The organism is Mesorhizobium kamtschaticum, assembly GCF_056174585.1.
On sequence record NZ_JBWBWI020000002.1, the window covers coordinates 239,228 to 262,273 of the forward strand.

The 23,046-nt window shown below is 59.3% G+C and carries 15 protein-coding genes and 3 pseudogenes; 5 read left to right on the forward strand and 13 right to left on the reverse strand.

The features are described from left to right. Nucleotides 1–790 precede the first annotated feature (790 nt). Nucleotides 791–1,492: a DsbA family protein gene (locus AC0V7N_RS36895; protein WP_496628430.1), complete on the reverse strand. Its 702-nt coding sequence runs from the start codon at nucleotides 1,490–1,492 to the stop codon at nucleotides 791–793. 33 nt (nucleotides 1,493–1,525) lie between these two features. On the opposite strand from AC0V7N_RS36895, the pseudogene AC0V7N_RS36900 reads away from it, so the two are divergent. Next, a pseudogene (locus AC0V7N_RS36900) lies at nucleotides 1,526–1,636 on the forward strand (TlpA family protein disulfide reductase); the annotation flags it as partial. Between the two features lie 683 nt (nucleotides 1,637–2,319). On the opposite strand, the gene AC0V7N_RS36905 reads toward AC0V7N_RS36900, so the two are convergent. The 4 genes from AC0V7N_RS36905 to queC all read right to left on the reverse strand — a co-directional run bounded on the left by AC0V7N_RS36905 (nucleotide 2,320) and on the right by queC (nucleotide 5,852). Next, nucleotides 2,320–3,435 (reverse strand): hypothetical protein, encoded by a 1,116-nt coding sequence (locus tag AC0V7N_RS36905; protein ID WP_496628368.1) that lies wholly within the window; start codon nucleotides 3,433–3,435, stop codon nucleotides 2,320–2,322. Nucleotides 3,436–4,066: 631 nt separating this feature from the next. Continuing rightward, a complete protein-coding gene (gene queE / locus AC0V7N_RS36910) occupies nucleotides 4,067–4,801 on the reverse strand; it encodes a 7-carboxy-7-deazaguanine synthase QueE (RefSeq protein ID WP_496628369.1) in 735 nt (244 codons plus the stop codon). Next, nucleotides 4,798–5,154, reverse strand: coding sequence for a 6-carboxytetrahydropterin synthase QueD (gene queD / locus AC0V7N_RS36915; RefSeq protein WP_258580774.1), 357 nt, complete (start codon nucleotides 5,152–5,154; stop codon nucleotides 4,798–4,800). The genes queE and queD overlap by 4 nt, the downstream gene beginning before the upstream one ends. Then, the gene (gene queC / locus AC0V7N_RS36920) at nucleotides 5,154–5,852 is read right to left on the reverse strand and encodes a 7-cyano-7-deazaguanine synthase QueC (RefSeq protein ID WP_258580773.1); all 699 of its coding nucleotides are present in this window, start codon (nucleotides 5,850–5,852) and stop codon (nucleotides 5,154–5,156) included. Before queC ends, queD begins: the two co-directional genes overlap by 1 nt. A 613-nt stretch (nucleotides 5,853–6,465) precedes the next feature. Here queC and AC0V7N_RS36925 point away from each other — a divergent pair. Then, the gene (locus AC0V7N_RS36925) at nucleotides 6,466–6,855 is read left to right on the forward strand and encodes a hypothetical protein (protein ID WP_258580772.1); all 390 of its coding nucleotides are present in this window, start codon (nucleotides 6,466–6,468) and stop codon (nucleotides 6,853–6,855) included. 966 nt (nucleotides 6,856–7,821) lie between these two features. On the opposite strand, the gene AC0V7N_RS36930 is transcribed toward AC0V7N_RS36925, so the two are convergent. Further along, complete coding sequence (locus tag AC0V7N_RS36930; RefSeq protein WP_496628370.1) at nucleotides 7,822–8,076, reverse strand: helix-turn-helix domain-containing protein; 255 nt, start codon at nucleotides 8,074–8,076, stop codon at nucleotides 7,822–7,824. A gap of 666 nt (nucleotides 8,077–8,742) precedes the next feature. After that, nucleotides 8,743–10,566 carry a glutamine--fructose-6-phosphate transaminase (isomerizing) gene (gene glmS, locus AC0V7N_RS36935; protein WP_258580842.1) on the reverse strand — a complete coding sequence of 608 codons (1,824 nt, stop codon included), beginning with the start codon at nucleotides 10,564–10,566 and terminating at the stop codon, nucleotides 8,743–8,745. A gap of 684 nt (nucleotides 10,567–11,250) precedes the next feature. Between glmS and AC0V7N_RS36940 the strand changes: the two genes are divergently transcribed. Continuing rightward, nucleotides 11,251–12,882, forward strand: a complete 1,632-nt coding sequence (locus tag AC0V7N_RS36940) for an IS66 family transposase (RefSeq protein WP_496628371.1) — start codon at nucleotides 11,251–11,253, stop codon at nucleotides 12,880–12,882. Nucleotides 12,883–13,158: 276 nt separating this feature from the next. Here AC0V7N_RS36940 and AC0V7N_RS36945 read toward each other — a convergent pair whose 3' ends face one another. From AC0V7N_RS36945 to AC0V7N_RS36955, 3 genes are all read right to left on the reverse strand, one after another. Next, on the reverse strand, nucleotides 13,159–14,133 hold the full coding sequence (locus AC0V7N_RS36945; protein ID WP_496628372.1) for a hypothetical protein: 975 nt from the start codon (nucleotides 14,131–14,133) through the stop codon (nucleotides 13,159–13,161). Nucleotides 14,134–14,334: 201 nt separating this feature from the next. Then, nucleotides 14,335–14,469, reverse strand: a complete 135-nt coding sequence (locus tag AC0V7N_RS36950) for a DUF2285 domain-containing protein (protein ID WP_258580844.1) — start codon at nucleotides 14,467–14,469, stop codon at nucleotides 14,335–14,337. An 846-nt stretch (nucleotides 14,470–15,315) separates the two neighbouring features. Further along, complete coding sequence (locus AC0V7N_RS36955; protein ID WP_496628373.1) at nucleotides 15,316–16,707, reverse strand: TolC family outer membrane protein; 1,392 nt, start codon at nucleotides 16,705–16,707, stop codon at nucleotides 15,316–15,318. A gap of 374 nt (nucleotides 16,708–17,081) precedes the next feature. Between AC0V7N_RS36955 and AC0V7N_RS36960 the strand changes: the two genes are divergently transcribed. After that, a complete protein-coding gene (locus AC0V7N_RS36960; protein WP_496628374.1) occupies nucleotides 17,082–17,264 on the forward strand; it encodes a hypothetical protein in 183 nt (60 codons plus the stop codon). Between the two features lie 311 nt (nucleotides 17,265–17,575). Here AC0V7N_RS36960 and AC0V7N_RS36965 read toward each other — a convergent pair whose 3' ends face one another. Beyond that, nucleotides 17,576–17,740, reverse strand: a complete 165-nt coding sequence (locus AC0V7N_RS36965; protein ID WP_496628375.1) for a LuxR C-terminal-related transcriptional regulator — start codon at nucleotides 17,738–17,740, stop codon at nucleotides 17,576–17,578. Between the two features lie 148 nt (nucleotides 17,741–17,888). Between AC0V7N_RS36965 and AC0V7N_RS36970 the strand changes: the two are divergent. Beyond that, nucleotides 17,889–18,590: pseudogene (locus AC0V7N_RS36970) on the forward strand (IS6 family transposase). A 1,200-nt stretch (nucleotides 18,591–19,790) separates the two neighbouring features. On the opposite strand, the gene AC0V7N_RS36975 reads toward AC0V7N_RS36970, so the two are convergent. Both AC0V7N_RS36975 and AC0V7N_RS36980 read right to left on the reverse strand, forming a co-directional pair. Continuing rightward, entirely contained in the window at nucleotides 19,791–21,458 is a 1,668-nt protein-coding gene (locus AC0V7N_RS36975) for a Y4lR C-terminal helical domain-containing protein (protein WP_496628376.1), read from the reverse strand. A gap of 192 nt (nucleotides 21,459–21,650) precedes the next feature. Continuing rightward, a pseudogene (locus AC0V7N_RS36980) lies at nucleotides 21,651–22,638 on the reverse strand (IS5 family transposase). Between the last annotated feature and the right edge of the window lie 408 nt (nucleotides 22,639–23,046).

A 23,046-nucleotide genomic window follows, 5' to 3' on the forward strand; every position in this document is an offset into this window, starting at 1 on the left:
CGATCTTGGCGGCATGGCCATCAACGCACAAGGGATGGCTTGGCTGGCGGCATTCCTTTGGCGATGTGGTGCCGCGCCCACGCATGCCTTCGCCGGCGGTCCAACGGGGAAGGCCTGTCGCACAATCGATACAGGACTTCAATGCCCGAACACCGGCGCCATCCTCAACAACTCCATAGATGAGGTGTCGGGCTCACAGCTTGGCAGCTTGGTCCAGGCAATTCCGGCCGCCGTCATCCCAATGAGGTGACCTCGACCAGAGCCTCGGCCTTGAATGGCATGATGGAGGTGTATGGGATGGCGGCAACGTCATTTTCGTCAATCCGAACGGGCTTTCTTGCGACCGCTGCGGCTTTATCAACACGCCAAGGGCCACGCTGTCGACAGGCGGCGCGAGCTTGGCGCCGACGGCGTCCACGTCAACCGATCCTTCTGACAATGGGGACTTGTACGATCACCCAGGGGGCGAAAGCCCATGACGATCATCGTCGCGCCGGCCGCGATCTGAAGCACGCGTCCGGCGCGCTTCGTGCCTATCCCTTTGGCGAGGCTTTCGGTGAAAGACGCCGATGGCGGGACGGGAAGACCAAGGCCGGCTGAATAGATCCCGAGCTGTGCGATCGCGTTCGGCCAGGTTGAAGAAAGCGCGCTGAATGCGGGACTGCCACGCTACCGATAGAACGGCGTGGTCCGCCGACTACCGCGTTGCCGGCCACGTAAGAGATTTGGCCCGGCGCGAGAGGCAGCACGCATGGCCAGAGAACGCGCATTGCACCGGCCGCCACCACTGTCAAAATGCCGAAGTTGGTGATCCGGCAGGGGTATCAACGCTTAGCTTTTCCCGCTCTTTGGCGATTAAGCGTTTCAGCGTGGGAATCTCGGGCACCTTTGCAATAACTTCGTCGCCGAGCACCAACGCCGGCGTGCCGGTGATGTACAGCTTGGTGGCGAGCGCGCGATTGCGCTCGAGGGCGTTTGGGATGGCCGGATCATCCATGTCCCGCTTGAGCTGCTCAACATCGAGGCCCACCTGTCGTGCGATAGTCAGGATGGAGAATTCGCTGAGCCGGCCGCGAGCAGCCATAAGGGCGTGATGGAACGGCTCATATTTTCCCTGTTTGCGGGAGGCGAGCGCCGCCACTGCGGCGAATTTTGAGCCCGGTCCCTTGCCCGGATACTCTTTGTAGACAACCTTCAGATTGGGATCGTCCTTGAGGGCTTGCTGGATGATAAGGTCTGCCGTCCGGCAGTGCGGGCAGTTGTAGTCCAAAAACACCACCAGAGGGACGTCGCCATTCGGGTTGCCAGCAGTTGGCGCAGCGGGGTCGTTGAGGAGTGCGTCGCGCTGCTCCGGAATGAGCTTCCGCCAATCCGCGGCAAGCCGACGATGGTCTTCGAGCTGGCGCAGGTAGTCTGTGGCAACTGGATGATATCGCGCCGCCAGCCCAGAAAGAAGCAGGGCTAGGACTAAAAGAGCGACAAGGCTGGCCAACGTTGCAGTCGAGCGGTCGCGCTTTAGAGGGGACCCAGCTTTTCTGTCGGGATTCCGGCCTCGTTCGTGGTCGACCGAGACGGCTACATCGCCTTTATCGGTCATCCGATGCAACTCTATGAGGTTTTGCCGAAAGTGCTTAACGCCGGCGAGACGCTGGAGGCCGGATCCGCCGTTGGTCTCGCGGCAGGAAAGAAGGCGAAATAGCGGCGGCGCGAGAAACGCGCCGGACCTCACTCCGTGCTTGTGCGGATTTCAGCACGCGCCGCTGGCGGGTGACCTTATCGAGAGAAGGGCTGAGTGTCGGGGATTGGAGGTCACTCTGAGCGTTACACCGCAGTCTGGCAGCGGCCAAACGATTGCCGCTGCGACCCCGTATAGTCCGGCGCGCCACAAATGACGGAAGTCGACCGACCGCGTTGCGACAATAGTTGCGCTCCTGGCGCGCGAACGCTGGGCTGCCGCCGCACCGCTCGGATCAGCTGCGCCGGATGCGAGCCGTCGACGCCAGCTCTGCGGATTTCGAAAAGAAACAACGGGTCGATCCCTCAAGCGACCGTCGGCTGACTTGAGTCCAAGCGCGGTGCCACGTTAGACCGCGATCTCGAAGGTCAATTGCTTGACCGCGTCAGCCAAGCGGGCGTCCAATATCGTGGATGGAGTTCGCGGCGGATCGTTCGAAAGCGGTTGCGTCTAACCACGCTGCCCCAGTGCCGCGCTCAAGCCTGAACAGGCCGGCATTATGTGTTTCATCTTTCCTCGCCCTTGGCTGATTGGAGTGGGTCAGCTCACGAAGGTCATAAGTTCCGGGTCGGATGGGAAATCGGTCAGGCAAGGCTGAACACGCCCGAAAATACCGGCAGCTTATGACGCTTGATCAGGGCGTGGAAACGAGCGTGAGCGTCAAGCAGTTCGTCCAGATCGAAACAGAAGGAGATAGCCAGTTGCTTTGTCACGAACGGAGTGAAAACAGTTGGCGCGGGCACGACGGAAAGCTCGGCAAGAGCTTTTAGTCCAGCGATCGTACTGTCGGATGGTTCTATTCCGGTCAGGAGGCAACTGCCGGCACGGAAGGGACCGAAAACGTCGACCGCATCAGCGAAAATAGGCAAATAGTCGCTGAAGACATACGTGCCTTTAAAGCCGCGGATGTATTTTCGTCGCACCTCGGCGCCGACTATCTCGACACCAGTATTAAACCGTGTGACGCCTGCTTCCCGAAGTTGAGTAAGATATTCTATCCGTCGTACTCGGTCGTTCCTGACGCTCGGAGGAACCACCTGGGATAAATAAATGTCGTGTGCGTAGCCTGCGTCACGCAGTCGTCGTGCGAGTGCCGCGTGGCGTTCGAGTTCTTGTGCTTCGTCCTTGATGCTCCCTGTGCAGAGCCAGACAATGTCATACAGACTGTTGAAGTTATGACCGTTACGCTCAATATAGGAGAGGCACTCTTGGAAGTTGGATTGGTAGTCTGTGCGACCCCCGCCGCGTATGGCCATTACCTCCCATTCGTTCTCCTTAAAGCAATAATCACAAGAATAGCAGCAATAAACATGATGATCAAAAACGAAGCTGCGAGCGCCATTTTTGCGTGTTATGCCGAAATTGTACATACCGGTCGGCGCTCTGTCTGGATCAATAAATTGACGGCAGGGTACGTGCTCGGTCACACCATTGATTGTCGCGATCAAAGCCTCGCCGTCGAACATGAAGGGCGAATCGGAGTTCACTCTCGCGGTGATTTTCTTTCGGAATACTCCGTTGGACAATTCAATCTCGATGCGGGGGATCACTTGCCCCAAGATCGGTAACCGGATTTCTGTCGTGAGAAGCTGGACCCCATCGCGAAGTACGCCGAGGCGCATAACCTCCTCAATGCGAAGGTTATGCCTGTTTTCCAGCGCAATGCCAAATCGGGTCAATCGCTTGCTTTGAACACTCATGGTCCTCTCCCAATCCATCTTATCGACCAAAGACGCGCGGCACCGCCCTCCCCTGAAAAATGGATCGTCAGATCCCTGAGTTCGATAATCAACGAGGACAAAACGGTTGCTTTGCGGAGCTTTCCCTGGGGTCGGGAACGGGTGCTTCGGTCGATCGGCTAAATCTCGCCCATTCGCGCAGGACGCCGCAAGAACTGTGCCAACTGCAGGAGGCGCCGGGATCGCGATACGAGATACTGTTTAATGGTAGCGTCGCGCTAACCTTTGAGTGGGCGCGCAGGGGTTGTCGGTCGTGGAGCTGCAGGCGGTGATGGACATGGAGTTCTCGCGCCAGGTTGCCAACGGTCTTGTGATTTGTGCCGTAGCGTTGGCCCGCGTCCTCAGGCCGTCTTGACCATGATGTATTGCTCGATGGATCGCCCCTGTCGTCGTGCTCCCATGCACAATCTGGCCCATCGCGCATCCCTGAATTCGGACCACAAGGATGCCCCATCAAAGTCGTATCAAACGCGGCTGGCCACGCTCTTGGTGCCGGTACCATAAGTCCGCAAGTACCCGACAACGCCGTCAATGGGGGCCGACCCTGCTAACCGAAGATCCGCAGACGCAGTTCCAGTGCGAAAGACGCAGGCTAGACGGCCCTCTTGTTGCCCCACAGCAGAACGTGCAGCTGCGGCAGCACGCGGGCGTCGAACCACCTGTCGCCGGTTACCTTTTCAACCAGCCACTCCATGCGTTTCATTATTCCGTCCAGATCGACAGACGCGTCTTCGTTGCCAGCACGGGGCGGCGTGTGATTGCCGGGTTGCAGGTAAACCGGAAGGCGCGGAAATCGCTCCGCGGCGCCTTTCGCGTAGGCGTAGTCGCTCTCGTCGAAAACAACGAGCTTGAGCACGATCTGCGGCTTCTCCTGCGCCGCATCGACGCACGCCTCGAGAGTGGCCCAATCGGTCCTCATTTCGCTTGAAGGCGGCTTAGGGCTGAGGACCAGCACGTCGAGGTCGGCAAACCAGTCCCTGACCACCGAACCTTGGGTCTCGAGCGCAAAACGGTAACCTTCACCATGGCCTCGCTCGATGAGCGCACGAAACGGCTGAATGGCCGGATTTCCGCCTGATAGCGACACCATTACTGGCCGGCCGCCGGAAAGCGTAACGACGGTTTGCCATACCGCGTCGATTGGCATCATCTCCCATTCATGGCGGTATTGATTGTCCACCGCATGGAGACTGTCGCACCAGGAACAGCGATAGTCACACCCGCCGGTTCTGATGAAGACCGTCGGCAAACCGATGAGCACGCCCTCGCCTTGGATCGTCGGCCCGAAAATCTCGCTCACGCGGATTGCGGGATGCGGATCGGTCATGGCCGGTATTCCGCCCAGGTTTTCGGCGTTTCGCTCACCCGCACGGCCGAGGTTTCGGGCAGGAGTGCCTTGCACCATAGATAAAAATGTCTGGCCAGGGATTCCGCGGTGACTCGCTCATGTCCGAGCACGTCGTTGAGATGTCGATGATCGAAGCTCTCGTCGATATAGCGTTTGAATGGCGCCAAATCGTGATAGTCGCGCACGAAACCGTTGTCGTTCAGTCCATTCGCTGAAAGCTCCACTTCGACGATGTAGTTATGCCCGTGCAGGCGCGCGCATTGGTGATCGGGCGGCAACGAGGTGAGCTGATGCGAGGCCGAGAAGTGGAATTCCTTGGTGATGCGAAACATTATGCGATCCTCCTTCGCAGCGCATCGAGCCAGAAGTCGGAGTCCTCGTAGTCGGTGGGGTCCAGGTGCCCAGAGAGATGAAACGCCTCGCGCCGCTCGACGCAGGTCCCGCACCTCCCGCAGTGACGCTCGGCGCCCTTGTAGCAGGACCAGGTCTGCGCAAATGGCGTGCCGTATGTTGCTCCATCCCTAACGATGTCTGCCTTCGTGAGATTCACATAGGGCGCATAAAGGCGAACCTTCGCGTAGCCGTCGAGCGCGCGGTCTTGCATCATCTGGAAAGCGTCGATGAAGGCCGGACGGCAGTCGGGATAAATGAAATGATCCCCACCGTGCACGGCAGTCGCCACCGCTTCGACCTTGTGCGCGGCGGCGAGACCGAAGGCGGTGGCCAACATGATGGCGTTCCGGTTCGGCACCACCGTGACCTTCATCGTGTCTTCGGCGTAGTGCCCATCCGGCACATCCACACCGTCGGTCAGCGCGGAGCCGGAAAGGCCGCGGCCGATTTGGCGGATGTCGATGCTGCGATGCGGTACGTTCAGTCGTTCAGCGCAAAGGGCGGCGAATCCCAATTCCTTCTGGTGCCGTTGGCCGTAATCGAAAGATAGGAGGCCGGCGAGCTCGTACTCCGCTGCCACCTTGTGAGCAAGAGTAACGGAGTCCAATCCGCCGGAGCAGACGACGAGAGTTTTCATCGTTGGGTCCTTGTTTTAACCGGGTAGGCTGCGACCGGAGATTTCTCTGCGCTCCCAGTACTTCAGGAAATCCATTTTGTGAAGTGAACGGGGGACAAGTTTCATGCTCGGACGTGCCGCTGTGTGCAAGGCGCGCTCAAGGCGGTGAGCCTGCAGGGAACACGGAAACGGACGCTTCAGTGGATGTTCAAAGGCGTACCACAATATGCTCTGAAGGAGGTACGACTTCTCGGAAACAGGGTTCTCGACGCTTCGATCAAGCGCCCGGCGGTGCCGAGCTCCGAGGGACGCCGCGCGAGGGTTTCATGTACAAGACGGCCCGAGGATGGGCTTGCCGCAAAGAACGGATTTACCAGGTGGCATTTTTTCGCAGCCGCGCCGAAATGCAGATGTCTGGAATGATCGACATCAATTGTCGCGGCAACTTGGCTGGCCGGCTCTTCGGGTTCCGTAGATCCCGCGCATTCCGCTTCAGGATCGGTTCGAACCGGAGCACGCCCTCGGTCAGTGGCCGACCGGCAAACCCAAACTAAATGATCGGTCGTGAGCCGACATCTGTGAACAAGCCGTGTGCGTCGATTGCAATGACCCCTGTGTTACGTGCAGTTACCTTATGGCAGTGGATGAACTGGATTTGATGGTTTTCCAGATGGCGGTCGAAAGCGTCCGCTCTCTCTCCTTAAGCTTCGCGGAAAAGGCCGCGGAGATAGCCACCAGGAGCCGCGGTATCCTGCTTTTCGACGTGCGCGTCGACGGTGACGCGGAGGTCCAGCGGGTCGCAGCCATCCGATATCAGGGCGACCACACCGGTGTGCTGGCGTTGGACAGACAGGGCCTTGTTACCCACCATTGCATCGTCAATGGTACTTTCTCACATTTCATTGCGCCATTGGAAAACTGGAACAGCATGCCTTTGTCGATGCAGGCCAAGATCGATGCCAACGGCCATGCCAGTCTCTTCCTAGGCGCCTTGCGAAATGCCGGACATATGCTGGGCAGCTAGCATTTGGCTAGAACCATCTGTGGATTTTTGCATGCGGCATCGTTGCCGGCACTCTGGCATGATTGTCGTGCTCGAAAACGGCTCCGGCGGCCTATTTGCAAAGTCGAATGTCCCGATTCCGAAGCCAAGGACGACACCGACCACAGCGAAGAATAGTAACAACAGGGGCGACGCAAGCTGCCCTGCCCTTTTCAAGCAGGGAGGTGCTTCCGGTGCTCTCACCGACACGAGATCGCAAATGGCACGTGGGTGAGCGCCAGAACTGGCGGCACCCCATGGTGATCGGCTCTCCTCGCTGGAGGAAGCGCCTCGGGCGCCAGGCAGAGGCGGAAGCGACGGTCGAACACTGGCTGGCAGCTCGGGATCTGATCGAGGCGTAAGTCGGACAAGGAAACGTTGTGTCCTATGTCGACGTTCCTTAGAAGCGCACCGGCAGCCTGGGCGGGGGGCTTGGGGTTAGACTGCCGGCGCACGCCACTCATGAAGAGCGGCCCCTTTTCGCGGTTCCGACACCCATAGTCAACCCGGCAGTGTCTGGGTGCGAGAGCGGCCCACCAAGTTGGGCAGGATCGGCCGACACGGCCGACATCTCGCCGCTCTGACAAGAGCACAGCGGGCATCGCTCCTTGTGATGTGTAATTTGCGACTGATAGTCGAACGTCAAGAGCGCCCGGGTCCTGGAAACGAAGAACGGGGAGACGCGAATGCCTTCTGGCGTCGGCCAACCTGATGCTCCAGCCAGTATCGCGTTGCCGACCAGCATGAGTTCGCCGTTGGCAAACCTTCGTCACGAGCCGATGCTATCGTGCACATGTCGCAGCACTCCGGGCGGCGATATCGCCTAAGACAGTATGAAGAAGCGTTCCAACTTCATATTCGGCGAACCCTTGTGCAATTCCTGACTCGGACAGTCGGACGAGAATTCTCTTGGCGGTACTGCGCCACTCATTTGCAGATTATCCGACATCACGCGGCGTCCGATATGTCCGAGTCTGCCTCAAGAATTCCCACAGGTATGGACAGCGATCTCGCTATCCGATCCCGATAGCCCTTGTTGTACCTCAGACCCGACTCGATGTTTTGGATTTCCTCAGCGGCAAGCCCGCACGCCACTGCGAGGTCCTCGATCGAATATCCAAGGTGCTCACGATAAGCGCGGATGATGTGGGTCCCCTGCGACATAGCCGTCAAGACTGGCTCGGGACTGCGCGAATCCTTCATAGACACCTCCAAGAAGATAAGGAGCGCCTGATAAATCGGGAGATTTCCTCCCGAACCTGGCGCGCACCCAGCAAATCAAAAAAAATGGACGTCGATTCGGCCGGACCGGCGTCATCCATAAAATGGGCCACGTGAAATGGACAGCCAGGTCGGAATATGGCGACTCACCTGCTTCTGATCAAGTTTCAAGAACCTGCCTGCCCTGAGATGGCCCGATCAACTGTACCGCATTCGTCCTGCGATCCCACGCGACTCATCCTCGCCGATGGCATTCTTGAACAGCAACTCGAACTCCCCCTGCCTCCGCCTCCAGCACCGTCCACCCAGCCTAGCGGACGCTGATACCTTCGACCAATGTCCGCCGCCGATGCAGCGAAAAACGCGCTATGTTTGAATCACACATCGATTAGCGCTGTTAACCAAATTTTTTAAGCCGCCGATGCTTATTCGCAGACTGATAGGATGGGGCGGCCGAGGATACAGCCGAAAGGGCCGCGGGCTTCTCTGCTGACGTCGGCTTGAGCAAGCTCAATCCGGCTGCCCTGCGCAATTGCCCGACCTGCCGAAAAAGGGATGGCGATTGTTGGATTTCATCCGAGCTTCAGTTCTAGACACGTGTTGTTGCTTTCGGATGGACGAGCATCGCCACCTATAAAAACGTCACAGTCATTCGACGGTGACCGATTTTGCGAGATTGCGCGGCTGGTCGACATCTGTGCCCATGAAGAGCGCCGTGTGGTAGGCAAGAAGCTGTATCGGCAGCGAGAAAATTATCGGCGCGATAATCTCGTCGACGGCAGGCAGCACGATCGTATGCATGGTGTCGAGTTTCGATGCGGCTGCCCCTTTCTCATCGGTGATGAGGATAATCCGCCCGCCACGGGCAGCCACTTCCTGCATGTTGGAGACGGTCTTTTCGAAAAAGCGATCATGTGGCGCGATAACGATAACTGGCATGTTCTCGTCTATCAATGCGATCGGACCGTGCTTCAACTCACCCGCCGCGTAGCCTTCGGCGTGGATGTACGAAATCTCCTTGAGCTTCAGCGCACCTTCCATCGCCAGCGGGAAACTGGTGCCGCGGCCAAGATACAGGACGTCACGACACTTTGACAGTTGACGCGAGAGGAACTCGATCTGTGGCTGGATGCTGTTGAGTACCTGGCCCATGACGCGCGGCACTTCGGCGAGGCTCCTGACGAGCGCCTGCACCTCGTCTTCGGTTACGGTTCCGCGGGCCCTGGCGGCGGCGATGGCGAGTGCGGCAAGAACGGCAAGCTGGCAGGTGAAAGCCTTGGTGGAGGCGACGCCGATCTCCGGTCCGGCAAGGATCGGGAAGACCGCATCGGCCTCCCGAGCGATGGTCGATTCGCGGGCATTGACGATGGCGCCAATTTTCAGCCCAAGCTCCCTGCAGTATCTCAGCGATGCCAGCGTATCGGCGGTTTCGCCAGACTGCGAAATGAAAAGAGCCGCCGACTGCGGCGACAACGGGATTTCGCGGTAACGGAATTCGGACGCAACGTCGATTTCAACCGGCAGGCGCGCATAGCGCTCGAACCAGTATTTTCCGATCAGTCCGGCGAGATAGGCGGTGCCGCAGGCAGAGATCGCCAAGCTCGGGATTCTGGCGAAATCGATGCCAGAAACCATGTCGGCGCGATTCTCTATGATGTTGATATAGTGACCGAGCGCATGCGCGATGACCTCGGGCTGCTCGTAAATTTCCTTCTCCATGAAGTGGCGATGGTTGCCCTTGTTGGCGAGATCGGCCGCGGCCGTGGAGGTCTGTCGCGGACGCTCGACAGGATGGCCGTCGAAATCGAAGATATCGGCGCCCGTCTTGCCGATTACGGCCCAGTCGCCGTCGATGAGATAGGTAATTTCATTGGTGAAGGGAGCAAGCGCGATCGCATCGGAGCCCAGGAACATCTCGCCGTCGCCGTGACCTATCGCCAGCGGCGGTCCATTGCGCGCCGCCATGATGGTCGATGGATCATCCTCGAAGAGAATGGCAAGCGCGTAGGCGCCCCTGACGCGTTTCAACATGGCATGCATCGCCTCACCTCGCCCCATGCCCTCCCGGCGGTGTCTTGCCAAGAGATGCGCGACGACCTCAGTGTCGGTGTCGGTCTGGAACTCGGCTCCCGCCGCTGCCAATTCGTCCTTCAACTCGGCGAAATTCTCGATAATGCCGTTATGGACGACGGCCACACCATCGCTAAAGTGCGGATGCGCGTTGCGTTCAGTCGGTGCCCCATGGGTTGCCCAGCGCGTGTGGCCGATGCCGATGTTGCCGCTCAGCGGCTCTTCCTTCAGTCTCGTCTCGAGATTGACGAGCTTGCCCTCGGCGCGCCGGCGGTGCAAGGCGCCCTCGGTGATCGTCGCAACGCCGGCCGAGTCATAGCCGCGATATTCCAGACGCTTCAACGCGTCGACCAACCGATCCGACACCGGCTGTTGCCCAGCAATGCCAACAATCCCGCACATGTTCGTCTCCGCATTCTTCCCGGCAGCTTCAGCCCACGTGAGACGACACCCACCCGGCCCGCTTTCATTCAGGATCTTGTAGTAGTATTTGGCAATATCGGTACAATTGATTGTAAGGATAGCTACCATCCACTCTATGGATAGACCAAGACGCGGGCATAGACTAAGACGCGGGCCCTGATCTAAACTCCTCGTTGCGCCTGACACTCTCATGACCGAACGCAAGCTCACACCTGCGGCACTAAGCAACACATCGGTCGGCCGGCCATGCGCGGCCATCCCGGCTACGCACCTCCCCACACAACCGCCGACGTAGTCCTTTCCATGAGGTTTCCAATCCACTCGCGTCGGCAGATCGTTGAGGCGTGACGCGCGCTCTGAAGACCCTTTCCATCCAGCTTGACGACGTGGGACTTGAAGACGACGCGCTGCCGGAAGTCGGCGAAGCGGTCGCGCCAGCAAGCACGCGGCCGACGCCCGCACCGCGCCCGATCCGGTTATCGTTACAGGCGCCCGTACGCCTGCGTTAGCCCCGCGCCGCCGCGCGCGAGATCGGCCGTTGGCAAGACCTGATGCGGATATTTTGGCGCGAGAGGAGCCGGTTGCATGCATCCTTCCGTAACCGGGGCAGATTACCGGGCGGTGGGGGTTTGCAGGCGCGTGCGTTCGTGATTCACCCTTTGCGTGACGCTACCACCGACTGATTCGCTTGAAGGCCTGTCGCTCGCGGAACTCCGCGGGCTGGTTTCTGCGCTGATCGGCGAAGTGCGCGGTCTTCAAGGCCGGGTCGAGAGCCTTGAGATCGAGAACCAGGCGCTACGCGCCGAGAACCAGACCCTGAAGGATGAGATCGCCCGGCTGAAGGACGTGCCGCCGCGTCCCCCGGTCAAGCCGACCAAGCCATCGGGCATGGAGAAGGCGACGCAGCCGACATCTGGCAAGGGCAAGCGCCGCCGGCGCGGCGCCAAGCGCGACGGCGGTCGCGTGAGCCGCGAGGTGACGGTTGCGGTGAGCGCTCCTGCGGGCTCTCGCTTCAAGGGGTATGAGACGATCCTGGTGCGCGATCTGGCGTTGTCGGCCGAGGTGGTGCGCTATCGCCGCGAGCGCTGGGTGACACCGACCGGCGAAACGATGGTGGCGCCCTTGCCGGCGGGGATCATCGGCGGCTGGGGCGCGAACCTGCGCCGCTTCATTCTGGCCTGTCACATTCAAGGCCAGGTGACGACGGAGCGGTTGACGACGTTGTTGACCGGGATCGGGGTCGACATTTCGAAGCGCCAGGTGGTGCGGCTGATTTCGGAGTGCCTGGAGGCCTTCGCGGCGGAGGACCGTGACGTGCTGCGCGCCGGGCTGGCTACGGCGCCCTGGATCACCGTCGATGATACGTCGGCGCGCCACGCCCACCAGGACGGCTACACCACCCAGATCGGCGATCGCCGCTTCACCGCGTTCCGCACCGGGCGATCGAAGTCACGGGAGGCGTTCCTGGCGACGCTGCGTGCCGGGCACAGCGATTACTTCATCAATGAAGAGGCCCTGGCCTATATGCGCGACCGCAACCTCGCCGGTCCGGTGATCGTGCGGCTGGCGGCTGCGCCGCACAAGGCATTTGCCGACAGCGCCGCATGGCAGGCGCATCTGGCAGCGCTCGGCCTTGACCAGCTCGCGGTTGAGCCCAACCCAGTCAGGATCGCCACCGAAGGGGCGATGTGGGGGGCGATCCGCCACCACGGCTTTCTCGCCGATACCGTCGTCGTATCCGATGATGCCGGCCAGTTCCGCATCGGCGACCATGCTCTGTGCTGGGTCCACGTCGAGCGGCTCGTCCACAAATTGATACCCGTGACCCCGGATCAACGTCAGGCCGTCGACATCATGCGCCAGTTGATCTGGTGGTTCTATCGCGACCTCAAGAGCTACCAGCGTGCTCCTTGTCCGCGCCACGCGGCGGCCCTGCGCGCCCGCTTCGAGCGCCTGTTCAAACGACGAACCGGCTACGTCATGCTCGACCGGCTTCTTGCCAGGCTGCATCGCCGCAAGCATGAACTCCTGCGCGTTCTCGATCGTCCCGAGATCCCACTCCACACCAATGGTTCGGAAAACGACATCCGCACCTTCGTCACCAAGCGCAAGATCTCCGGCGGAACCGTCAGCGAGGCAGGCAAGAACGCCCGCGACGTCCTGCTCGGCCTGATGAAGACCTGCATCAAGCTCGACGTCTCATTCTTCCGCTATCTCGGCGACCGCCTCGGCATACCAACACAAGAGTCGATTCCGCCGCTCCCGGATCTCGTTAGGCAAGCCGCTCAAGCCTGACTGCCCGGTAATCTGCCCCGGTTACCATCCTTCCGAGCTCGGTTTAAGGTCGTCGTCGCGCATCGACGCCCGGTTTGAGATCGATTCATTCAAGTTTGGCAGCTGAGCCGGTCCGCGGAAATCGGCGCCATCGCACCTCGATTCGAACATGCTCTGGCTGGCGCCATGGCGAGACCCATAGCGCCAGCCACATCCAACGGGTGTGCAGACAACCGCTTTTGCGCCGAACAGACTGGAATGGCGCCATAGCCCTATTCTTTTCGTGACTTTTCGAAATCAGCGGATCACAGGCTCGCCATGGAAGCGGCGGCGCGATGGAGGAGAGACGCCGAAGCCGACTTCCATCATCAGCCGTGGCCTGCGGGCCGGCACGGTGCCCATATGGAAGCCGAACGGATCCTCGACGAAACCGAGACCGGCCTCCCCGGTCAGCGTGACCGGGCTCTGCTCCCCGTAGACATCCAGAACCTCTTGCGCGGGATGGCCGACGAGAAGCGTAAGCTGGTGCTTGAGGGCGCGGCGGTTATGACTGCCTCGGACATAGACATGGGGGCCGGTGCCCTCGTCGACGGGCATCAGGTAGAAGAAGAACTTCAGCATCCGCCAGTCGTCGAGGTCGAAGTGGTATTTGCCAAGCGAAGAAAGGTTCTTGTCGGCGTCGGAGGCTTGGCCGGTCGGGAAACTCCACCAGACACGCGTGGTGATCAACTTCGCCTGGCCGCCGAGATAGTGCGCGGCGATATCCATGAGCAGCGGATCGTTCTGGATGGCGAGTGCCGCCTTGCAGCCCAGAATGCGCTCGAAATAGTGGCCGCTGAGCAACGGACGGCCAAACCGGACCTCAGCCTCCGCATGCTCCGTCGGCATGAATTCGAGGCGGCGGTCGAAATTGCCGAAGCAAGGTGTGCACCTGGCGAATGCGGCTACATCTTCAGAGACCATTGTTGGCAAGACGAGACCGGAAAAAAGCCCATCCGACCGCAGAGCGTCGACAACATCCTGGCGATTGACGCCAGCAAACATGGTGTCCTGGGCTTTCTGCGACACTCGAACAGGCTTTGCACCACGCCAGTGCATTTTCCGTGCCGGCATGGTGCGGGCGAGCATGAACATCGGCAGCCACGCCGGATTCTCTCGAAAATCCGAGAGATAGGTCGGGATACGCACAGCGATGCGATGGAGCATGCTGCCGTTTCGCGCGATCGCCTCAAGGCTTGCAGCGCCGGCTTTGTCGGGGTGCGTATCGGTCATCAGGGTCCTCGGGGTATGAATGCACTATCAACGAAGCCTTGGTTCTCAGTGCTTCGTCCGTATTACCCAAACCCAATTCCCGCAGTGGAAAGACTAACCGCGCGTCAGGTTTTGTGCAATGCACAATAAGCCCGTCATGGGCGGATGCGGACAGATACCTGCGTGTTTTGGAATAGGCCAAATACTAGGCTGTCACCACAATTACACCAGGAACTGTCTGTAGCCGCCGCCCATCAGGTAGCGGCCACGTTGGACGGCGCGACGCACCCTGATCGCGAAGATGGCTGCCCGGATGAGACCAATCTTCTTCGACTCGCCGTCTCCCGAACAGGGCAATGGCGATCTCCTAGGATGCTCCGGCAGCGAACCATCCAAAGCCTGGAGCAGGATACGCAGACGCCCTCTGCGGGGTTCCGGCGGAAGGCAAGCAGCTGCCAGGCGGCCGCAACCATTGATGTCATTCAGAAACTACGGGCAGCGACATGGAACTTCAGGTGCCGCGGCGGCACGATTGCGTCGACATATAGCCGCAACGGGCGGAGAATGGAGGCACCGGAAACGGCGATCTGCAGACTCCGACAGTCCTCCCTCAGCAGCACGAGCTGCACGCCGGCAGGTGTCAGCAGGATGTCCTTGCCGCATGAGAGCGGAGAAAGATCAAGCGGTTCAAAATCGTGGTCGAGCCCAACCGGCTCCGCGGCCGCTCGTAGAATACGGGCGCAGTCGCGCGGATCCCGAAAGAACCTTGCCGACGTGGCGTCCGATTGTGACGCGTCCGCGAAAAGGAGGAAGCGATCTCAACGCTAGGACGCGGCCTGTGCGCCGTGTCTTCCTTGAGGATGATGTTCAAGCGAACGAGTTTCGGCGCCGTGCGCGATCTGATCACAGGCCTTCAAGAAAGATTTGAGGAATCTCGTGCTTTCTTCGCTTAAGGAGCAGATTTTGTTGGAGACCAATGAACTTCCGCGTTTGGCGCAAGTGGTGCTTACTAGACTAAGACTAGGGGCTGCGAATCTGGACGTATCTGATCTCTCCACGCCCCGGCATTGACAACGTTCACCGCAGTTTGTCAGTGCTGGGAAAGTTGGACAACGTATGATGCTCGAAGTGGGCTTGGATAGCTGCCTTTGCGGTTCTCGACTCCGGCCAAGAGGGATCTTTCGCAGGGCGTGCGTTGATCGGCTAGCGGCGGTCCGGCGTGCGCAGGCCAATCCACTTGTCCTTGACCGCGTTGTAATGGTCTTCAGGCTTGTATTTTGTCACGTTCAGGCCAAGGCGCTCGACCGACAGACGCCCGGTCGCCTGTAGGATGGCATAGCTCGCTACCACCACGTCGTGCTCGGCGCTGGCAAGATCGATCTTGCCGGTGATGAGGTCGTTCTGGGCGTTCAACACGTCGAGCGTAGTGCGCTGGCCGACATTGCGCTCCTCGACGACGCCGTTCAAGGCAAGCTGCGCGGCTGCGATCGCCTGCCGGTTGGCCGCGACGCTCTGCTGAGCGGCGGTATAAGCGGTCCATGCCGCGGTCACGGCTTGGCGCACCTGGTCGCGGCTGACGTCGACCTTGATCCTAGCCTGGCTGAGCGATTCCTTGGACTGGCGCACCAGTGCTGAAGTGCGGCCACCAGAATAAATGGGGACGGTCAGCGTCGCCCCGATGCTGGCCGAATTGGTTGTGCCTTCCGTTCCCGAGGTGATCACGCCGGGCACGGTGTTGCGATAAGCGCTCGAGACGCCGGCGCTTGCGGAAAGCTTGGGCAGCAGTGCGCCTTCGGCCGATTTCACTGAAAACGCCGCCGCGTCAACCAGAAGCTGGGTGGCGAGGATGGCCGGATGCTCGGCTGATGTGATCGCGATTGCCTCATCGAGGCTCGACGGCAGCAATTTTGCCACCGGCGCCGCCGGCCTGAGCTTCCCCGGCTCGTCCCCGACGATCTGACGATAGGTTGCCGCACTTGCCAGCGCCCGCGCGCGGACGGCACTCAACTTCGCCACTGCGTTGGCGCGCTGGGCATCGGCCTGCGCGACGTCGGTGCGCGTGCCTTCCCCAACCTCGAAGCTCGAACGCGCAGCACGCGCCTGTTCGGTCAGGAACTGCAGGTTCTGCTCCGTCAGCACGGCAACTTGCCGGTCGCGAATTACGTTCATATAGGCCTGAGCCGCGTTGAAAAGGGTGTCTTGTTCGGCGTTGCGTAAGCTCTCGACCGAAGCGCCGACCTGCGCTTCGGCAGCCGCGACATTGTTCCTGGTCTGAAAACCGTCGAACAGGGTCTGATCGATTTCGACGCCGAAGTTGCCTTGGGTTAGGCGCACGCTCCGGTTCGAGCCGTTAAGGTGGCTGCTGGAATACTCGATGTCCGCGGAGCCGGTGATGGTCGGACGCCAGCCCGACTTGGCGATGGCCACGCCCTCGTCCGTGACGCGTGTGCCGGCGCGGGTCAAATTCAGCGAAGAATTGTTCTGATAGGCCTTAGATAGGGTTCCGAAGATAGTCTCTGCCGACGCCGTTAACGGCGGTAGGATGCTAGCAGAGCAAAAAATAATGGCAAAAATGCTGTTGCGTACAGTCGGCACAAACATATCCCTCATTTTATTTCGTCATGGCAACTGCGCCGCATCGGCGGTCGCGATTAACCAGCCGACACGACGTCTCGGGGCCCTTCAGGCTCTATGCTTGCGCATAGAGAGAGCCACCCGAGCGACCCTTTTCATTCCGGTCATTCTGCGTAAAATCGATTGTTTTGATGGAAACCCATCTACATGATGGATATCAACGGAACCAACGCAAGCTGGAGGCATAGCGGTACAGCGGATCGGCGATCGCAATAAAGTTCACTATCCGGGAGACCGTCCTTCGCCTCCGACGGCGGGACTGGTTCGAGAACCAAGGTCGCCAAAATCGCCGAGCGCATTGCCGCCCGCTGGGCCGATTTTCGCAAGATGCGCAAATGCCTTCAAGCGGGACGGGACAAAGCACGGCAACGCCGCACGGTTTCATGCGCAACGACGATACGCCGCAGGTCTTGCCGACTGGTGTCGCGGTCTTCCCCCGCTGGAATCGGGCCAATCTTGCCGACAAGGCGCGCAAGGTCGGTATCCCGGTGTGGCGCATCGGAGGCGGCAACGCTTAGCCTTGGCCTTGCACTAAGTGCCGCCGCCAAGAATCTGCGAGCTTCTGCTGGCGATCAGCCAGATGCGGGACGCTTCGGCGTAAGTTCACGCTTTGCTGCCCTTCGTGAGCCCAATTCACCATCTGGTCGCCTCCGTGCGGGGTGTGTTTCCGCCATCGAAGGACAAAGCCGCTGGTGATGCAGCCTGTAGACGTTTACAGCTATCGCGGTGGAAGGGATCAGAACTCGCCTGACCGGAGGCAGCCAGCCGTGCGACGGCCTGGTTGACCGTTCCCACGCCGAGCTTTGCTTTGGCGTTTTCAGATGGAAGGTCAGGTGCGCTTTGAGACGCCGAGGATCTGGCTGACGTCCCAAGGCGACTTGCCGCGCGCCGTCCATTTCAGGCATTCGAACTCTCGCGGGTTGAGCGTTGCGCCATCCACCACGTGATCGTTGGCGAGCCTGAGCCCCACATGGATATGAAAGTTGATCGCCACCAGCTGCGATGCCTTTTCATAACGTGGCAGTGACCGCAAAGAGGCGGACGCGACTCGTCGGAAGCAAAGGTCAGCGCCTGCAAACCGGCCGCGATGAGGTGGTGTCACATTGATTGAGGGGTAAGGAAATTGAGGTAGCAGCGCGCCCATGACCGTGAGTGCACCGACCTACAAGAACCACCGCTATCCGATCGAAATCGTGGCCCGTGCTGTCTGGCTCTACTTCCGCTTCAATCTGAGCCTGCGCGATGTCGAGGAAATGCTGCTCGATCGCGGGATCGTCGTTTCCTACGAGACCATCCGCCGATGGTGCCGAAAGCACGGCCCTGATTATGCGCGCCGCATACGCCCAAGTCGCCGACGAAAGATGATGTCTGGCACCTGGATGAAGTCGCGGTGCGCATCAATGGTCAGAAGTGCTGGTTGTGGAGAGCGGTTGATCAGGACGGATATGTGCTCGACGAGATTGTCCAGACGCGTCGCAACACCAAGCGCCAGGCGCCTGCTGACGCGACTTCTGAAGAAGCAGGGTCTGCCGCCAAAGCGTATGATCACAGACAAACTGCGCTCCTACGGGGCGGCCAAACGCCAGCTCATGCCGAACGTGGAACACCGCTCGCATAAAGGCTTGAACAACCGGATGGAGAATTCTCACCTGCCGTTCCGAAAACGGGAACGAACGCGACAGGGTTTCCGGTCGGTCGGCTCATTGCAGCATTTCGTGTCGATCTTCTCCGCCGTCCGAAATCTCTTCGTCCCATCCCAGACCAACCGCTCCGCAGCACAAATTCGAACCCATCGACGCCAGGCAATGGCCGCGTGGGAAGCCGTGAGTGCACGGCCTGCCTGAAAAGCGCGGTATCGGCCTCACGCGGCCACATTTCAAACAACGTGACAACGCCCTATCGGGTTGAGAGACAGGCGCGGGACGAAAAACCGGACAGCGGTGAAACGCAGGCCGACTGCATTCGCCGCTTTCGCGAGAAACACAGCGTCCCCATCCTCAATGCTCTCCCCGGCCGTCATCTTTCTGGTGCGATACATCATGAACTCCGACAATCCGCACCCCCTCCGATATGCCCGCAAAACCAAGCGCCCCGCCTGCGCGCGACACCGCTTGGCCCTGGTCACACCGAAAGACCGACAGTGTGCATTGAGAGCGCAAAAATCGCCGCCAATCGCCCGGCAATCTGCTCGCTACGATCGCCAGATCAAGCCAAAATTCGGTAGTGCGACCGCCGCACGCGAGGAATTCGCTATCGCCGTCAAACAACGTGCGGCGCCTTACTTCAATCCGGCTTATGTGAGGTCGCTCGAGCTGGCCGCGACGACGGATGCGACCTCACATAACCCCCCAGATTCAGAAGTGCCGTTACAGTTCTCTGGACGATCTTGTCCTCAAGTGCTGCAACCGCAAGCGGGCGCTGTCGTCCGTCCGATTTTGGAATATACACACGTCTGGACGGCTGGGCGCGATACGCTCCCCTTCGAACCCTGTTGTGCAGATCATTGATATTACCTTCAAGCTCTGCCTCATAGGCTCTCCACGTCATTCCATCCACACCGGGAGCGGCATCACGCTTGAGAGCATAGAATGCCATTCTCAGGGCTTCCGGACTGATATGGTGGAAGAGCGCGATGAACTTCTCCTTCTTCTTCAGCCTTGCAGCTTTCCGTATGCGATCTAGCGCAGGTGACACACTTTCCCGGTCCTGTGTCCGGCGCGTGCTTTGCTGTCCCGCATTTCCCTTGGTTCCTGCCCTTGGCTCCACCTGCTCCGCTGCCTCTACCGGCGCACCAAATCCTCATGCTTCCCTCGGAAGAGAGCTGGAGCCATCTTGCCCACTTCAGAGGTGAAGTGATTTGATTTCCGCGGAAATGTCGATTGCGACCAACACCCCAACGGTAGGGTTCGACCGATGCGGACGTTCCCCTCGGGGGATCGATAGTTCGGATCCCGTTCCATACAAACCATTCTTATGCGAACGCGCGCCCCAGTGGCGCCCGACGCCCTGCCTTGGTCCTCAAGGCTGTCCCGCATTACACCCGGTCACGGCCGCCTTTCAAAAGCTCGCACGGAGATTTCTGCTACTTGTTTCATCAGGGGTATCTGATCAAACGGCAAGTCCGAGGCAATGTCGCGCCCGACGAGAGCCAATTGTTTCCAAGGCGAATGACGCGTTTTTTCATTACCACGCATCGCAAGCGCCGAAATCGCGCATTGCCGCGCCCAAAAAAGCCGTCGTTCAGGCAGATAAGTCTTCATAAGTTTGGCAACGCGCTGTTTGGAACCTTTGACAGGATAGAGCAAATCCTCTAACGCCTCGCCAGCTTCAAACCATTGATACTTGAATTCACTTTCCAGTAGCTCGGCGTGCGCTCTTGCCACGGCTGTCGGATTTGATTGTTCAGGTGGCAGATCAGCCAGGAGGCCCGTAATGATTTCCATTGGCGAAGCATGATCGGGATGAACCGGACCAAGGCCGAGACTCTCCACCACCTCGACCAATTTGAACGGCGGCAGATTTCCAGAGGCGAAATTGTCGGCAATCGCCAGTCCCAACATCCGAGCAATGCCAGCTAAATCTGTTTCCGACACCGGCATGGAGGATTTCATTTGACGAACCATATCGTCCATCTCGGATTTTGACAGTTCCGGAATAACCATAGCTTCGGCAACCCCTGAATACTTCATCATGACGCTTGCAAGTTGGTAGTGAGCGCCGACCCTTTGTGTGACGAAGAGACCTCTCGTGCCCGAACCATCGCAGACCGAGACATAACACTTGATGACCTTTGGCGACTCCGTTTTCGCCGGCGGTAAGGCGTTCAACCGCATGGCCCGTATGGTTGCGTCGAGATGGGCCTGTCGGGTCTGCGGCAGCCAAGGCCGCATGCGGACAAGCCGTTCGATCATCGAACTCTCAACGGGGGTTTGCGTAGCGGATACGGCCAAAGTTTCAGCCACTGACTGCGCGAGAACAGCATCAGGATGCAACACGAATCCAGCGACGGCCTGATCAATCACCGCCTTCTTGCCAGCGACGAGTTCAACCAGCAGCATGACGCTAGCCTCCGGCGGAAAGCCGGCCAAAAGGGAATTCACACTTTCATAGACATCGAACGGATTTTGTCCTACCTGATCGGCTACTTCCAACAGCGATGAAACGATAGCATTTCCGGCAACACCTTGCGTATCCGGCGGGGCAGTTCGTAGCGCCTCAGCCATAGCCTGTCTCAAACTATCGGGAACAGCCCACCCGGCATCAGTAAAAATCTTCCCGGTCATCATCATATCAATTGGATGCAGCGAATGACCTTCAATTGCATTGTCCAATAGATCATAGATGGCTTGGATTTTTTCGCGAGCTTCCCGGTCACCTCCATTGGAGTCTACTTTAAGGCCGCCTAGCTCAACAACCAAATCAGTCAAGAGAGCGGCTTGCACATCTTCATCGGCCTTACCCAGCGCGCAGCTTTCCAGATATTCAGCGAATAGATCGATAGGATCCTCCGGATCAAACATTTCGGAACCAAAACCCATCTCTTTCTGCACGGTCTGCCGCAGCACGGCGACCAAGTCTTCATCCATATTGTTCAACATGACCAAAATGGGATTGCCCTGCCCCTTACTCTTTTGGTTGGGCGCTTTCGCTTTCGATGGCTTCCTAGCCTTACTCGCATTCTTCATCGATTCGATCCTCTGATTCGCGCCCATCTTTTCTCCATCTTTAGCCAAATCTGCATGAGCCGCCAAATGCTGACTATCCGTGTCCAGCAATTCGAAATGGCGTCACACAGCCTGATTTTTTTGGTTTTCCCGCGCTCCTTCGAGATGCAGGTTCTCGATCGCTTGGGCGTTGGTGCATGGGTCCGGACTTGAGCGGATGTCGATCTTTGAAGCGGCAGGCTATGCCGTGGCCGCCTTGCGGGGGGCGGATTTCGGGCGTGCGCAGGCAAGCATGGGTTGAGGACGGCGCAGCCGATGGCGACTTCGGTCTGCTGAACGGGAAGCGACCGTGCCCGCAAACGCCGCCCGATGGTGGACTTGTATCGCCCTATGGCGGTCTCGACCAGCGAGCGTTTGTTATAACCGTTGGAGACCTGCCATTTCATCCGGCCGTCTCTGCCGATTGCGGCGATATGCTGGTCCCTTTGGCCGGCAGTCTATCGTCGAATGGTTCGACCGCGTTGACGCGAGGCGGAATGACGATTGCGGCGGCAGCGCTATGATCGATGACTGCGTCGTAAGTCGGTTTTCCGTCATAGGCGCCGTCAACAGTAAACTGTCCGATCGGACCGCCAATCTGGTCGAGTAGTGGCTCAACTTGAGAGACATCGCCAGTGTCCTGATCAGTCAGGGTATGGGCAATGATCTCGCCGCTGTCGGCATCCAGTGCCAGATGCAGCTTGCGCCAACTGCGACGGGATCTGGCGCCGTGCTTCTCCTCCAGCCACTGACCCGCGCCGTAGACCTGCAGGCCGGTGCTGTCGACAAGAACATGCACTGGTCCCTCCGGCGCAACCCGGCGATCATGCCGTTTGTTGGGCGATTGCCATGTCCGCGCCCGACGGCTCAGGGTGGTATGATCGGGGACAGCGAGCGCCAGCCCCATCAGTTGCAGCACCGATTCCAGCAGCCTTCTGCCTGGCGAAGCCGCAGGCCAAACACAAGGCCCAGCGTCAAGGTGGTCTCGATCGCCAGATCAGAATAGCGGTGCTGGCCGCCACGTGTCTTGCGTCTTGGCGCTTGCCACCTGGACAGGGCTTCCGGCGTCACCCACAGGGTCAAACTGCCGCGATGACGAAGTCCTGCCTCATATTCTGGCCAGTTCGTCACCCCGAAACTTCATCTTCTCGATATGATGGCGGCGGCTGGTATTGTGTTTGAAAGGCATGGCTACGCTACAAAGGCTATTGCGGTGACCGCTTGCCTAAACCCACACCAATAAACGATCCGTGCACCAACGCCGTGTGGCATCGCTTTTCCTCGGATGCCCCATTCTTTCCGCCGGCGCTAAATCCACAGGCGCGGCCGGTCTTGGTCGCTCACGCCCTCCATGGCCTCGTGCTGTCTGCCATTGAAATCCGTGTGCGGGACGCGTTCCGGAGCGAAGATGTTGGGGGCCAACCACGTTCATTGTGTGTCAAGCGAAGTGAGGATTTGACCCGGTCAGTTTCTCAATTCGGCCGACACATTGTGAGCTTCACTGCTTGGTGCTGCACGGTGTTACCGATCGGGCCGGAGGCTGACCCGGTGATTGCGGGGTGCGCTCGTTGTCGGATTCTCGACGATGTCGGACATG